The 12,291-nt window shown below is 75.3% G+C and carries 11 protein-coding genes; 7 read left to right on the top strand and 4 right to left on the bottom strand.

What is annotated here, in order from left to right; all coding sequences use genetic code 11:
- Positions 1-51 precede the first annotated feature (51 nt).
- Both ACZ6AQ_RS08090 and ACZ6AQ_RS08085 read left to right on the top strand, forming a co-directional pair.
- The gene (locus tag ACZ6AQ_RS08090; protein WP_468758356.1) at positions 52-1,035 is read left to right on the top strand and encodes a helix-turn-helix domain-containing protein; all 984 of its coding nucleotides are present in this window, start codon (positions 52-54) and stop codon (positions 1,033-1,035) included.
- A gap of 250 nt (positions 1,036-1,285) precedes the next feature.
- Positions 1,286-1,768 (top strand): DUF456 domain-containing protein, encoded by a 483-nt coding sequence (locus ACZ6AQ_RS08085; RefSeq protein ID WP_388696868.1) that lies wholly within the window; start codon positions 1,286-1,288, stop codon positions 1,766-1,768.
- Positions 1,769-1,980: 212 nt separating this feature from the next.
- Here ACZ6AQ_RS08085 and ACZ6AQ_RS08080 read toward each other — a convergent pair whose 3' ends face one another.
- Both ACZ6AQ_RS08080 and rsgA read right to left on the bottom strand, forming a co-directional pair.
- The gene (locus ACZ6AQ_RS08080) at positions 1,981-3,366 is read right to left on the bottom strand and encodes a bifunctional transcriptional activator/DNA repair enzyme AdaA (RefSeq protein ID WP_468758354.1); all 1,386 of its coding nucleotides are present in this window, start codon (positions 3,364-3,366) and stop codon (positions 1,981-1,983) included.
- Between the two features lie 160 nt (positions 3,367-3,526).
- Positions 3,527-4,651 (bottom strand): ribosome small subunit-dependent GTPase A, encoded by a 1,125-nt coding sequence (gene rsgA / locus ACZ6AQ_RS08075; RefSeq protein WP_468758353.1) that lies wholly within the window; start codon positions 4,649-4,651, stop codon positions 3,527-3,529.
- Between the two features lie 1,029 nt (positions 4,652-5,680).
- On the opposite strand from rsgA, the gene ACZ6AQ_RS08070 reads away from it, so the two are divergent.
- Entirely contained in the window at positions 5,681-6,151 is a 471-nt protein-coding gene (locus ACZ6AQ_RS08070; protein ID WP_468758352.1) for a VOC family protein, read from the top strand.
- Here ACZ6AQ_RS08070 and ACZ6AQ_RS08065 read toward each other — a convergent pair.
- Positions 6,055-6,723 carry a helix-turn-helix domain-containing protein gene (locus ACZ6AQ_RS08065; protein ID WP_468758350.1) on the bottom strand — a complete coding sequence of 223 codons (669 nt, stop codon included), beginning with the start codon at positions 6,721-6,723 and terminating at the stop codon, positions 6,055-6,057. The two genes, ACZ6AQ_RS08070 and ACZ6AQ_RS08065, sit on opposite strands and share 97 nt — an antisense overlap.
- Before the next feature lie 113 nt (positions 6,724-6,836).
- Complete coding sequence (locus tag ACZ6AQ_RS08060) at positions 6,837-7,961, bottom strand: YihY/virulence factor BrkB family protein (RefSeq protein WP_468758348.1); 1,125 nt, start codon at positions 7,959-7,961, stop codon at positions 6,837-6,839.
- Positions 7,962-7,978: 17 nt separating this feature from the next.
- Here ACZ6AQ_RS08060 and ACZ6AQ_RS08055 point away from each other — a divergent pair, with 17 nt between their 5' ends.
- From ACZ6AQ_RS08055 to ACZ6AQ_RS08040, 4 genes are all read left to right on the top strand, one after another.
- Complete coding sequence (locus ACZ6AQ_RS08055) at positions 7,979-9,634, top strand: acyl-CoA dehydrogenase family protein (RefSeq protein ID WP_468758346.1); 1,656 nt, start codon at positions 7,979-7,981, stop codon at positions 9,632-9,634.
- Positions 9,635-10,059: 425 nt separating this feature from the next.
- A complete protein-coding gene (locus ACZ6AQ_RS08050) occupies positions 10,060-11,352 on the top strand; it encodes a helix-turn-helix domain-containing protein (protein WP_468758345.1) in 1,293 nt (430 codons plus the stop codon).
- 108 nt (positions 11,353-11,460) lie between these two features.
- Positions 11,461-12,027, top strand: a complete 567-nt coding sequence (locus tag ACZ6AQ_RS08045; RefSeq protein WP_468758344.1) for a GNAT family N-acetyltransferase — start codon at positions 11,461-11,463, stop codon at positions 12,025-12,027.
- 136 nt (positions 12,028-12,163) lie between these two features.
- Positions 12,164-12,247, top strand: coding sequence for a putative leader peptide (locus tag ACZ6AQ_RS08040; protein ID WP_310591794.1), 84 nt, complete (start codon positions 12,164-12,166; stop codon positions 12,245-12,247).
- Positions 12,248-12,291 lie beyond the last annotated feature (44 nt).

Here is a 12,291-nt window from a genome sequence, read left to right as displayed (position 1 = left end):
GTCCCCGGTTCGTCGGGGCGCCCGGCGGAGGGGGACGAGGGGCGGGCACCCATGCTGGGAGCGATAGGGCTCGACGAACGCCAGGAGTCCGCGTACCGCGCCCTGGTCGCGCTGGGCGCGGCCGAGGTCACGGACCTGGCGCACCGGCTCGCCCTGCCCGAGCGGGAGACCGAGCGGGCCCTGCGGCGCCTGGAGGCGCAGGGGCTCGCCGCCCAGTCCTCGGCCCGTACGGGCCGGTGGGTCGCGGCCCCGCCGGGGGTGGCGCTCGGCGCGCTGCTGACCCAGCAGCGCCACGAGCTGGAACGGGCCGAGCTGGCGGCCGCGCTGCTCGCCGAGGAGTACCGGGCGGAGGCGGCGGAGGCCGCCGTGCACGACCTGGTGGAGGTGGTGACCGGCGCGAGCGCGGTGACCCACCGCTTCCTCCAGCTCCAGCTGGGCGCGTCGGAGGAGGTCTGCGCCCTGGTGACGGGCAGGCCGATCGCGGTCTCCGGCCTGGAGAACGAGGCGGAGGAACAGGCGGCCGGACGCGGGGTGCGCTACCGGGTGGTGATCGAGCGCGAGGTGCTGAGCCTGCCGTCCGGGCTCCTGGAGCTGGCGGCGGCGCTGGGCCGCGAGGAGCGCATCCGGGTCGTGGACCGGGTCCCCACGAAGCTGGTGATCGCCGACCAGTCCCTGGCGATGGTCCCGCTGACCGGGCGGGGCGCGGAGCCCGCCGCGCTCGTGGTGCACGCGAGCGGGCTCCTCGAATCGCTCACGGGCCTCTTCGAGTCGGTGTGGCGGGACGCGCTGCCGCTGCGGCTCGGGGCGGGCGCGCGGATCACCGAGGACGAGGCGCCGGGCCCCGACGTACTGGACCTGGAGATCCTCTCCCTGCTGCTGGCCGGGATGACCGACGCGAGCGTGGCGAAACAGCTGGACCTGGGGCTGCGGACGGTGCAGCGGCGGGTGAAGGGGCTGATGGAGCTGGCCGGGGTCTCGACCCGGCTGCAGCTGGGCTGGCACGCGTACGAGAAGGGCTGGGTGGCCCGGAGCTGACTCCGGACCTCTGCCCGGACCCCCGGGTGCCGGGCCCCCGCGCTCGCCCGGGCGACCCGGGGTCGTCCTCTGCCCTCTCCCGGACGGCCCGGAGTCTCCCTCTGCCCCTCATCCCGGGCGGCCCGGGGTCGTCCCCTCTTCTCATCCCGGGCGGTCCGGAGCCGGCCCGGCCCTCTCCGCCCCGTGCCCGTGGTACTCCGTCCGCCCGCCGCGGCCTGCGGGAGTCCGTGCCGTCGTGCACGCTGGCACCGTGGGTGTGTGGCAGCTCCTGATGATCGCGACGGTGATGCTGCTCGGCCTGTCCGGGGTCCTGGTGCCCGGTGTGCCGGGAACGTGGCTGGTGTGGGCGGCGATGCTCTGGTGGTCGCTGCACGAGCGGACGGGCCTTGCCTGGACCCTGCTGGTCTCCGCCACGGGTCTGCTGCTCCTCACCCAGGTGATCGTCTGGCAGCTGCCGCCGCGCCGCTTCCGGGGCGTCGGGATCACCCGCCGGATGGTGGCGTACGCCGGGACGGGCGCGCTCCTGGGCTTCGTCGTCGTTCCGGTGCTCGGCGCGGTGCCCGGCTTCGTCGGCGGGATCTACCTCGCGGAACGGCTCCGCCTCGGCGGGCACGGACAGGCCCGGGCGGCGACCCGGGCGGTGATGCGGGCGGTGGGCACGAGCGTGCTGGTGGAACTGTTCGCCTGCCTGCTGATCGCGGGGGCGTGGACGGGCGCGGTGCTCTGGGGCTGAACCCGGGCGGGGCGGGGCGGGGGGTACGGGGGTCGGCCGACGCGGCTGTCCCGTACGGGAGCCGACCCCCGGGGGACGCGTACGGGAGTCGGCCCCAGGGGGGACCCGTACGGGAGTCGACCCCAGGGGGGACCCGTACAGGAGCCGACCCCTGGGTCCCGTACGGGAACCGGTCCGGGAATCCCGTACGGGAAGCAGCCCCCACCGGGTGGTCATCCGGTGCCGTGGCCCCCGGGCGGGGTCCCGAGGTAGCGGGCGGCGTACGAGCGCCACGGCCGCCACTCCTCCGCGCCGGGACCGGCACCCCGGAACGCGTACGGGCCGTCCGCCGGGGCCACGTCGGGGTCGCCGAGGGCCCGCATGCGGATCAGGGCGGCGGTCCCCGGGGTCACTCCGGGGACGGCGAGCAGCGCCCGCTCGGCCTCGTCGCGGTCGGCGCCGGGGTCGAGGCGTACGGCTCCGTCCGCGAGCGCGCGGGCCAGTGGGCCCGCGACGGGGTGGCCGGTCAGGTCCCGGGGCTCCGGGAAGAGGTGGGTGAGGCCGCCGCAGGCGGTGGCCAGGGGGGCGCCGTGCTCCTCGACGGCCCGCGCGGCCCCCTCGGCGCCGAGGAGGGCGCGCAGCGCGAACTCCTCCGGGTCGGCCGCGCCCGGGGACCGCACACCGGGGCGGGCGGCCACCTCGGCGGCGAGGGCGGGGACGGCCCCGAGGCGTTCGGCGACGGCGTACGGGTCGGCGTCCAGGTCGAAGAGGCGGCGCAGCCGGTGCACGGCGGTGGTCAGGTCGCGCAGTTCGGTGAGGTGGATGCGGGCGTCGAGCCAGCGTCCGGCGGAACGCTCGTCCACGGAGACGACACCGGTGCCGTACGGAAGGCGGAGGGTGCGCCGGTAGGTGCGGGCGCCCGGGACGCCGACGACCTCCTCGACGCGGGGCACGGCCTCGGCGGCGAGCAGGTCGAAGACCTCTCCGGCCGCGTAGGGGCCCCGGTGGGCGAGCCGCAGCGGCACCCCGGCGGCGAGGGCGGTACGGGCTCCCGCGCCGGCCCCGGCCTCGGCGCGCAGGGCGGTGGGGGTGCGGGCGTAGACGGCGCGGATCGTGTCGTTGAACTGGCGGACGCTGGCGAAGCCGGACGCGAAGGCGATCTCGGTGACGGGCAGGCCGGTGGTCTGGAGCAACAGCCGGGCGGTGTGGGCCCGCTGGGCGCGAGCGAGCGCGACGGGTCCGGCGCCGAGTTCGGCGGTGAGCTGCCGCTGGACCTGCCGGGCGCTGTAGCCGAGGCGTCCGGCGAGGCCGGGCACGCCCTCGCGGTCGACGACGCCGTCCCCGATCAGCCGTACGGCGCGCCCGACGACGTCGGCCCGTACGTTCCACTCGGCGGAGCCGGGCACGGCGTCCGGGCGGCAGCGGCGGCAGGCGCGGAAGCCGTGGCCCTGGGCGGCGGCGGCCGTCGGGAAGAAGGCGACGTTGCGCCGCTTGGGGGTGACGGCGGGGCAGCTGGGACGGCAGTAGATGCCGGTGGTCCGGACTGCGAAGAAGAACGCTCCGTCGAACCGCGCGTCCCTGCTGCTGACCGCCTCGTAGCGGGTGTCGTCGTCCCTCACGGGTTCCAGTGTGCGGCCGCCGGGCACCCGGGGCTCGCGGTTTTCGGACACCGCGTTCCCCGGGGCCGTACGGTCGCACCACCGGGCGCGTATGGGACGGTCGTACGCCGTGTGTCCCGTACGGGACACACGGCCACACGGCCACACGCGTACGTACGGGCTACCGCAGGCGGCCGTGGCGCTTGAACTCCACGGCGGCGCGGCCCGCGGTCATCGTGCGCTTCCAGTCCCTGCGGATCTCGCCGCGCAGACGGGCGTCGGTCTTGGCCACGATCCGCTGGTTCTCCCGCAGCAGCTTGCGGTAGCTGTCCAGGCGCCGCTCGGGCAGGGTGCCGTCCTCGATCGCCGCCGTCACCGCGCAGCCCGGCTCCGCCTCGTGGGCGCAGTCGTGGAAGCGGCAGTCCCGGGCCAGTTCCTCGATCTCCGAGAAGACCTGGCCGACGCCGGCCTCGGCGTCCCAGAGCCCGACGCCGCGCAGGCCGGGGGTGTCGATGAGGACGCCCCCGCCCGGCAGGACGAAGAGGTTGCGGGTGGTGGTGGTGTGACGGCCCTTGCCGTCGACGTCGCGGGCGGCCCGGACCGACATGACGTCCTCGCCGACGAGGGCGTTGGCGAGGGTGGACTTGCCGGCGCCGGAGACGCCGAGCAGCACGGTCGTACCGCCCGCGACCACGGCGGAGAGCACGTCGAGTCCCTCGCCCGTGGCCGAGCTGAGGGGCAGCACCTGGACGCCGGGGGCGACGGTCTCGACGTCCTCGACGAGGTAGGAGAGCCCGACGGGGTCGGGTACGAGGTCGGCCTTGCTGAGGACGACGACCGGCTGGGCGCCGGACTCCCAGGCCAGGGCGAGGAAGCGTTCGATCCGGCCGAGGTCGAGCTCGACGGCGAGCGAGACGGCGATGACGGCGTGGTCGACGTTGGCGGCGAGGATCTGCCCCTCGGACCGCTTGGAGGAGGTGGAGCGCGCGAACGCGGTCCGTCGCGGCAGGCACGCCCGTACGTACCGGGGGTCGCCGGCGCCCTCCGGGTCGAGGGCGGCCCAGTCACCGGTGCAGATGACCCGCAGGGGGTCGTGCGGGGTCACGAACGCCGTGTCGGCGCGGACGGTCCCCTCGGCGGTGGCGATGTCGCACTGACCGCGGTCGACGCGGACGACCCGCCCGGGGACGAGCCCCTGCGCGGCGTACGGCTCGAAGGCGGCGGCCCAGCCGGAGTCCCAGCCGTGGGCGTCGAGCGAGGAGGAGCCGGAGGTGCGGGAAGCACGGGAGGAAAGCGGGAAAGACAAGGGGGAACCCTTCGAAGGGCGGCCCCGGCGGCGCGCTCCGAGCGCGCGGAAGTGGAGTAGGTGTCAGCCGGAGACCACAGAGGTGGGAACGATGAACTCCTGAATGCGGGCAGAGCCCGTCACCGTGACAGTCATCAATGTCCTCACCTCCTGCTTCTTCTCAACGAACCGACACCGCTCGTTCGGAGCGGGCGAGCAGAACCATAGCCCCGTCCGGGGCGCGGCACCACCGATTAAACACGGGGCTCCACGCAGCGGTGCCTGCGGCCGGCGAACCGGAACCGCACCCACAAGGCCGCCTCGGAAGAGGCAAGTTCACGGACCGAGACGTCACGCACCCACCCACGAAACCGGTCAGGACCATCACTGGCCGCGCTGCGGACACGGTGGTGAGTCGATACGGCGGGGCGCCTCGCGGATGCGAGGCGGAACGAACCGCCCGACGCGCCGTCGCCCGGCCCCCGCGCCACACCGAAGACCCGGCGGACGGACCTGCCCGAAGGAGCGGAACCAGCCCCGCGTGCGCGGGGACCACTCGACCGGTCGCGCCCGGGGCTGTCGGTCTCCCGGACCACCCCCGCATGCGCGGGGACCACGAGACGGCCTGCCGGCGCCCCGGTTAGGCGCCGGGGCCACCCCCGCGTGCGCGGGGAACACAGGCCTCGACCTGGGGTTTCGTTCGGGCGGGCAGCCGATTTTACCCACTTCTTCAGATTGCGACCAATGAGGCTTAACGGTCATCGAACACCTCTGGTCGAAGCCCTGGCGGACCTCATCCCCCGGTCGGCCGTCTCACATGGGGAAGTGAAGTCTTCCGAATGGAGGCGAGAGCGGCCGTGATCGGCCCGGCCGCCGTGGCGGTGGCGTGAGCGGGGCTCCTCGTGCGGGCACGGTTCCTGTTCGCGGCGGTCGTCGGCCACGCCCCTCCTCCCTGCCTTCTCCCGCCCGCCCGGTCGTCGCCGTCGCCGCCGCGGACCGGCGTCCGATCCGTACAAGACCGGTCCGGCGGGGCCTCCTAGTCTGCGATGCATGGACACAGCACCCCGCGCCACGCCCACGCCCACGCCCGCCCCCACGCCCTGCCTCGATCTGATCGGGATCGTCGTCTCCGACATGGCCGCCTCCCTCGCCTTCTACCGGCGTCTCGGCCTGGAGGTTCCGGAGGGGGCCGAGGCCGCTCCGCACGTGGAGGTGGCGCTGCCCGGCGGGCTGCGGGTCGCCTGGGACACCGAGGACGTGGTCCGGTCCTTCGACCCGGGCTGGACGCGGCCCCGGGGCGGGCACCGGGTCGAGCTCGCCTTCCGGTGCGGGTCTCCGGCCGAGGTGGACGCGTTGTACGGGGAGCTGGTCGCCGCCGGGCACCCGGGGCACCTGGAGCCGTGGGACGCGTTCTGGGGGCAGCGTTACGCGGTGGTCCTCGATCCGGACGGCTGCGGGGTCTCGCTCTTCGCGGACGCCGAAGGTCCCGGTCCCGCCGGCGGGGCCGTCGCGCGCGCGTAGGCGCCGGGCGTCGTGCCCGCGAGCGCGCGGACCTCGCGGGCCAGGTGGGCCTGGTCGGCGCAGCCCGCGCGGGCGGCCGTCTCCGCGTACGGCACGCCGGTCCGGATCAGGGCGAGGGCGCGCTGGAAGCGGAGGATCCGGGCGAGGGTCTTGGGGCCGTAGCCGAAGGCGTCGAGGGAGCGGCGGTGGAGCTGCCGTGCGCCGAGCCCGGTCGCGTCGGCCGTCTCCGCGACCGGCCGGCCCGCGGCGAGGCGCGCCACGACGGCCCGCAGGAGCGGGTCGGGGGCGGGGGCGCCGACGGCCCGGAGCCGTACGAACTCCTCCAGGGCGGCGGCCGGGTCGGGGGCGGCGGCGATCCGTTCGCCGGCCCGGCGTGCCCCGGCCCCGTCCCCCAGGGCGTCGAGGGGGACCAGGCGGTCGCGCAGTTCGCGGGCCGGGACGCCGAGGACGCGGGGCGCGTCGCCGGGGGCGAAGCGGAGTCCGGCGTACCGGGCGGCGGTCTCCGCCGGCAGGTGCGCGCGGGTGTCGGGTCCGGCCACCAGGAGGCGGCCGTCGGCCCAGATCAGGTCCATGCAGCCGTCGGGCAGGACCGGCCGGGCGGGCGTCGCCGGATCGGTCCCGGCGGTCCACAGGACGGCTCCCGCGAGGAGGGCCGGGCGCTCCTCGTACCACGCCCCTCCCGGTGTCAGTCCTTCTCCCGGTTCGCGTTGAGGCGGGACTTCACGTCGTCCGGGGGGAGGAACTTCGACCAGCGTTCGGGGAACTCGGAGGGCATGTCCGGGTCGTCCTCGTCCACGTCGTCGGCCTCGGCCCGTACCCGGGCGACGAGTTCCGCCGCCTGGGCGGCGCGGGCCCGCTCGTTGGCCTCGCGGGCGGCGGCGGTGGCGACGGAGGGCCAGACGCGGTCGATGGCGGCGTTCACGGCGGCGCCGACGAGGACGGCGAAGGCGGAGACGCCGATCCAGAGGAGGACGGCGATGGGCGCGGCGAGGGAGCCGTAGATGGTCGGCCCCTCGACCTGGCTGGTGAGGTAGATGCGCAGCAGGAAGCTGCCGAGGACCCACATGGCGAGCGCGACGAGGGCGCCGGGGATGTCCTCGATCCACGGCGACCGTACGGGCACGGACACGTGGTAGAGCGTGGTGAGGAAGACGATGCTGAGGAGGATGACGGCCGGCCAGTACAGGACGGAGACGACCTCCGTGCTCCAGGGGACGAGTTCGACGACCCGGTCCGGGCCGACGACGGCGAGGGGCAGCACGACGGCGCCGACGACCAGGGCCACGAGGTAGAGCAGGAAGGCGAGGAGCCGGGTCTTCACGATGCCGCGGTGGCCGTCGAGGCCGTACATGACGGTGATGGTGTCGATGAAGACGTTCACCGCGCGGGAGCCGGACCAGAGGGCGATGGCGAAGCCGAGGGAGATCAGGTCGGGCCGTTTGCCCCGGGTGACGTCGTCCAGGACCGGTTTGGCGATCTCCTCGACGCCCCGGTCGGAGAGGACCGTTCCGGCGGCGCGGAGGATGTTCTCCTGGATGCTGGTGACGGTGTCGGTGTTGGTCCAGTCGTCGGCGTAGCCCAGGAGGGCGATCAGGCCGAGGAGCAGGGGCGGCAGGGACAGCAGGGTGAAGAACGCCGCCTCGGCGGCGAGGCCGAGGATGCGGTACTCGACGCAGGAGTTGACGGTGTCCTTGAGGAGCAGCCAGACCATCTTCCGCTTCGAGACGTTGCGGTAGAGGACGCGGGCGCGGTGGAGCCTGCTTCCGGGCCGCCGCTCGGGCCGTTCGGGTGTTTCTCTTGCTGCCTGCACCTGCTTACCGTATCCGCATGGCGCGGACCACCCACACAGTGACCAATCAGCCTCCTCCCCTCGTGGAGTACGACGTCTTCACGGGCGACCGGGCCCTGGCCGAGGCGGTCGAGCGGCACCTCGGCCCGGACCTGCGCGGGGAGGCGCGGGAGGAGCTGGCGCTGCTCGGCCGGGCGACGGGCTCGGAGCAGGTGCGCGAGTGGGGCGAACAGGCGAACGAGTACCCGCCGCGGCTGCGGACCCACGACCGGTACGGCAACCGGGTGGACGAGGTCCGTTTCCACCCGGCCTGGCACCGTCTCCTGGGGCGTTCCGTGTCGGCGGGGCTCACGGACGCGTGGGGCCGTCCGGGCGGTCACGTGCGGCGGGCCGCCGGGTTCCTGGTGGCGACGCAGGCGGAGGCGGGGCACGGCTGCCCGCTGTCGATGACGCACGCGGCGGTGCCCGCGCTGCGCGTCGAGCCGGAGCTCGCGGAGGTCTGGGAGCCGGCGGCCCGTTCGCACGTGTACGAGCGGGCGCTGCTGCCGGTCGCGGAGAAGCCGGGCGCGCTGCTCGGGATGGCGATGACGGAGAAGCAGGGTGGCAGCGACGTCCGGGCGAACACCACGGAGGCGCGTCCGCTGGCCGTGGACGGCGAGTACGTCCTGACCGGGCACAAGTGGTTCTGTTCGGCGCCGATGTCGGACGCCTTCCTGGTCCTGGCGCGGGCCCCGGCGGGCCCGACGTGCTTCCTGGTGCCCCGGGTGCTCCCGGACGGGTCGCGCAACGCCTTCGCGATCCAGCGGCTCAAGGACAAGCTGGGCAACCGGTCGAACGCCTCCGCCGAGGTGGAGTTCGACGGGACGACGTGGGCGCGCCGGATCGGCGAGGAGGGGTGCGGGCTCCGTTCGGTCATGGGGGCGGTGGCGGCGACCCGGCTGGACTGCGTGCTCGGTTCGGCGGCGCTGATGCGGCAGGCGGTGGCGCAGGCCGTGCACCACTGCGCGTACCGGAGCGCCTTCGGCGGGCCGCTGATCGGGAAGCCGCTGATGCGGAACGTGCTCGCGGACCTGGCGCTGGAGTCGGAGGCGGCGACGGTCCTCGGGATGCGGCTCGCGGCGGCGTACGACGCGGTGGACGCGGCCGGGGAGGACGCCGCGCGGGAGCGGGCGCTGCTGCGGATCGCGGTGCCGGTGGCGAAGTACTGGGTGACGAAGCGGTGCACGCCGGTGGTGACCGAGGCCCTGGAGTGCCTGGGCGGCAACGGGTACGTGGAGGAGTCGGGGATGCCCCGGCTGCTGCGCGAGTCGCCGCTCAACTCGGTCTGGGAGGGTTCGGGGAACGTGCAGGCCCTCGACGTGGTGCGGGTGCTGCGGACCGAGCCGGCCGCGCTCGACGCCTTCCTGCGGGAGGTCGGGGCGGCGCGGGGCGCGGACCACCGGCTCGACCGGGCGGTCCGGGGGCTGCTCGCCGAACTGGCGGACCTGGAGGGGATCGAGGCGCGGTCGCGGCGGCTCGCGGAGCGGATGGCGCTCGTGCTCCAGGGCGCGCTGCTCGCGCGGTGGGCCCCGCCGGAGGTGGCGGACGCGTTCTGCGCGGGACGCCTGGGCGGGGACGGCGGCGCGGCCTTCGGGACGCTGCCGCACACGCTGGACCTGGGGGCGGTGGTGGAGCGGGCCCGGGTGGAGGTCTGAGGGACACGGCGCCGGGGCGGAGGGGCGGGCCGGGGGCGCCGTACGCGGGCGGGCCCGGGGTCCGTACGCGGCCGGCCGGCCGGGGGCCGTACGAGGACGGGGGGGCCGGGGGCCGTACGAGGACGGGCGGCGGCCCTGGAGCCGTACCGCCGCCGGAAGGCCGCGGCGGGTCCCCCGCGCGGCCGGAAGCCGTCCCGCGCGCGCCAGGGGTGGGCCCGTCGGGACCGGCGCGCGCGGAAGAGCGGGGGTGGTGCCGCGCCGACACGGCACCACCCGCCGCTCGTAGCAGTGTCGTCCGGGGGGCGGCCGGCGGCGAGGGTTGCAGGGGGTTGCAGGATGGTCCGAACCGGGTCTCGGCGGACGGTCCCGGACGGCACGATGGGCACGACGTCCGGGACGTCCGTCCCGGACGGGGGGAGAGACCGATGAAGGACACGCGGCTCGACATGAGGCGACTGGCCGCCATGGACTCCGCCCGTGCCACCAGGCTGCTGCACCGGGTGCGGGAGGAGACGCTGGCGGGCCGGACGCCGCCGGTGGCGCCCCGGCCGGTCATCGACGCGTCCTGGCGGCGGATGGCCCGGCTCGGTCTCGACCCGGACCGGGGGACGAGCAGTGTGCTGCTCCACCGGGACGAGCTGGAGGAGCGGCGCAGGACCACCCTCCTCTCCGAGGTGATGGGGACGCTCACCCGGGGCCTCGCCGGCATCGCCGACGCGTCCTTCCAGATCATGGTGGTCACCGACGAGCAGGGCAGGGTGCTGTGGCGGCACGGGAACGCCGGGGTGCTGCGGCGGGCGAACGGCATCTGCCTGGAGGAGGGCGCGGCCTGGGCCGAGCACGCGACCGGCACCAACGCGGTCGGTACGGCGCTCGCCCTGGGCCGGGCGGTGCAGGTGCACTCCGCCGAGCACTACCTGCACACCCTGCACAGCTGGACCTGTGCCGCCGTGCCCGTGCACGACCCGCGCGACCGGCGGCTGCTGGGCATCCTGGACGTGAGCGGTCCGGCGTCCACCTTCCATCCGGCGATGCCGGCCCTGGTCGGTTCGGTGGGGCAGCTCGCCGAGGCCGAGTTGCGGGAGCGGCACCGCCGTTCGGTGGAGCGGCTGCGGGCGGTGGCCGCGCCCGTCCTGTGCCGGGTGGGCGGTCGGGCCGTGGCGGTGGACGCGTACGGCTGGACGGCGGCGGTGACCGGGCTCGCCCCGGTGGACCGCGTTCCGCTGCCCAAGTCCTTCGGGGCCGGGCGGGTCTGGCTCCCCTCGCTCGGCGTGTGCGCGGTGGAACCGCTGCCGGGCGGCTGGCTGCTGCGGGTGGAGGAGGAGGGCCGGTCCGGGGGGCCGGACGCGGAGGGGGCGCACCGGGTGGTGCTGGACCTGAGCCGGCCGCGTGGCTGGACGGTGACCGTGTCGGGACCGGCGGGCGGCTGGCGGCAGGAGCTGAGCCCCCGCCACGCCGAGCTGCTCTACGTCCTGGCGCTGCACCGGGACGGGCGGACGGCGGCGGAGCTGGCGGAGGGCGTGTTCGGCGACCGGACGCGGACGGTGACCGTGCGGGCCGAGATGTCCCGGGTGCGCAGGACCCTGTCCGGGGTCCTGGCCCACCGTCCGTACCGCTTCCGCGAGGAGGTGGTGGTGGAGGTCCTGCGTCCGGAGTCCCCGGCGGACCTGCTGCCGCACTCGACGGCGCCTGCGGTACGGGCCGGGGGTGCCGGGTAGCCCCGGCCCGCGGGCTCCGTGTCCACCATGCGGACAGCCGTCTTCCGGCCGGTGTCCGTTCTCCGGGCCGCCCTGGGAATCCCGCCCTCCGCATGATGCGATGAGCCCATGAGCATCACTCTCACCACCTGGTCCCTCGAACAGACCTCCCCGTCCGACCTGCGTCCCGCCGTCCCGCCGGAGGGCGACGTGGTGGTGCGGCGCGCCGAGGTCCCGTCGCCGGAGTTCGGCCGTTTCCTCTACACCGCCGTCGGCGGCGACGTCCACTGGTCCGACCGCCTGCCGCTGACGCACGCGCAGTGGCGGGAGATCGTGGAGCGGCCGGGGACCGAGATCTGGGTGGCGTACGAGAAGGGGACGCCGGCCGGCTACGTGGAGCTGGAGGCGCAGGCCGACGGCGTGGTGGAGATCGTCTACTTCGGCCTGATACCGGCCTTCCGGGGCCGCCGGATCGGCGGTCACCTCCTTTCGTACGGGACGGCCCGCGCCTGGGACCTGGCCGACCGGTGGCCGGGGCGGGAGGCCACGCGGCGCGTCTGGCTGCACACCTGCTCGCTCGACGGTCCGCACGCCATGGCCAACTACGAGCGGCGCGGCTTCCGGTTGTTCGACACGCGGGTGGAGGAGACCGAGGAGGGCGTGACGCCCGGCCCGTGGCCCGGCGCCCACGGCTGATCCCGACCGCCGGAGGGGGGCCGGTCGCGGCCCCCCTCACGTGACCCGGACCACATCATCTCGTCACATGAGACGGTAATGTCCATATCACGGACAATGGTGGACTGGGTCCAAAGTCCCGTGCCACGCTTCCGCCATGTCCGGAACTGGAATTGCCTTGGTGAGTCGGCGACACGTCGACCTCGGCCGCATGTCCAGCGCCATCTGTCCGGCCCGCTGAGAGAACCAGCACCGCCGAGACCGCCTTTCCGCCCGACTCTGCCC

Source organism: Streptomyces sp. NPDC041191, from assembly GCF_055591945.1.
This window is presented reverse-complemented; position numbering and strand designations above follow the sequence as displayed.

Bases quoted from the DNA above. Each gene is read 5' to 3' on its own strand.
- ACZ6AQ_RS08040 (WP_310591794.1), top strand. From the start codon at position 12,164: ATGTCCGGAACTGGAATTGCCTTGGTGAGTCGGCGACACGTCGACCTC.
- ACZ6AQ_RS08045 (WP_468758344.1), top strand. From the start codon at position 11,461: ATGAGCATCACTCTCACCACCTGGTCCCTCGAACAGACCTCCCCGTCC.
- ACZ6AQ_RS08055 (WP_468758346.1), top strand. From the start codon at position 7,979: ATGGCGCGGACCACCCACACAGTGACCAATCAGCCTCCTCCCCTCGTG.
- ACZ6AQ_RS08070 (WP_468758352.1), top strand. From the start codon at position 5,681: ATGGACACAGCACCCCGCGCCACGCCCACGCCCACGCCCGCCCCCACG.
- ACZ6AQ_RS08090 (WP_468758356.1), top strand. From the start codon at position 52: ATGCTGGGAGCGATAGGGCTCGACGAACGCCAGGAGTCCGCGTACCGC.
- ACZ6AQ_RS08050 (WP_468758345.1), top strand. From the start codon at position 10,060: ATGAAGGACACGCGGCTCGACATGAGGCGACTGGCCGCCATGGACTCC.
- ACZ6AQ_RS08065 (WP_468758350.1), bottom strand. From the start codon at position 6,723: ATGGACCTGATCTGGGCCGACGGCCGCCTCCTGGTGGCCGGACCCGAC.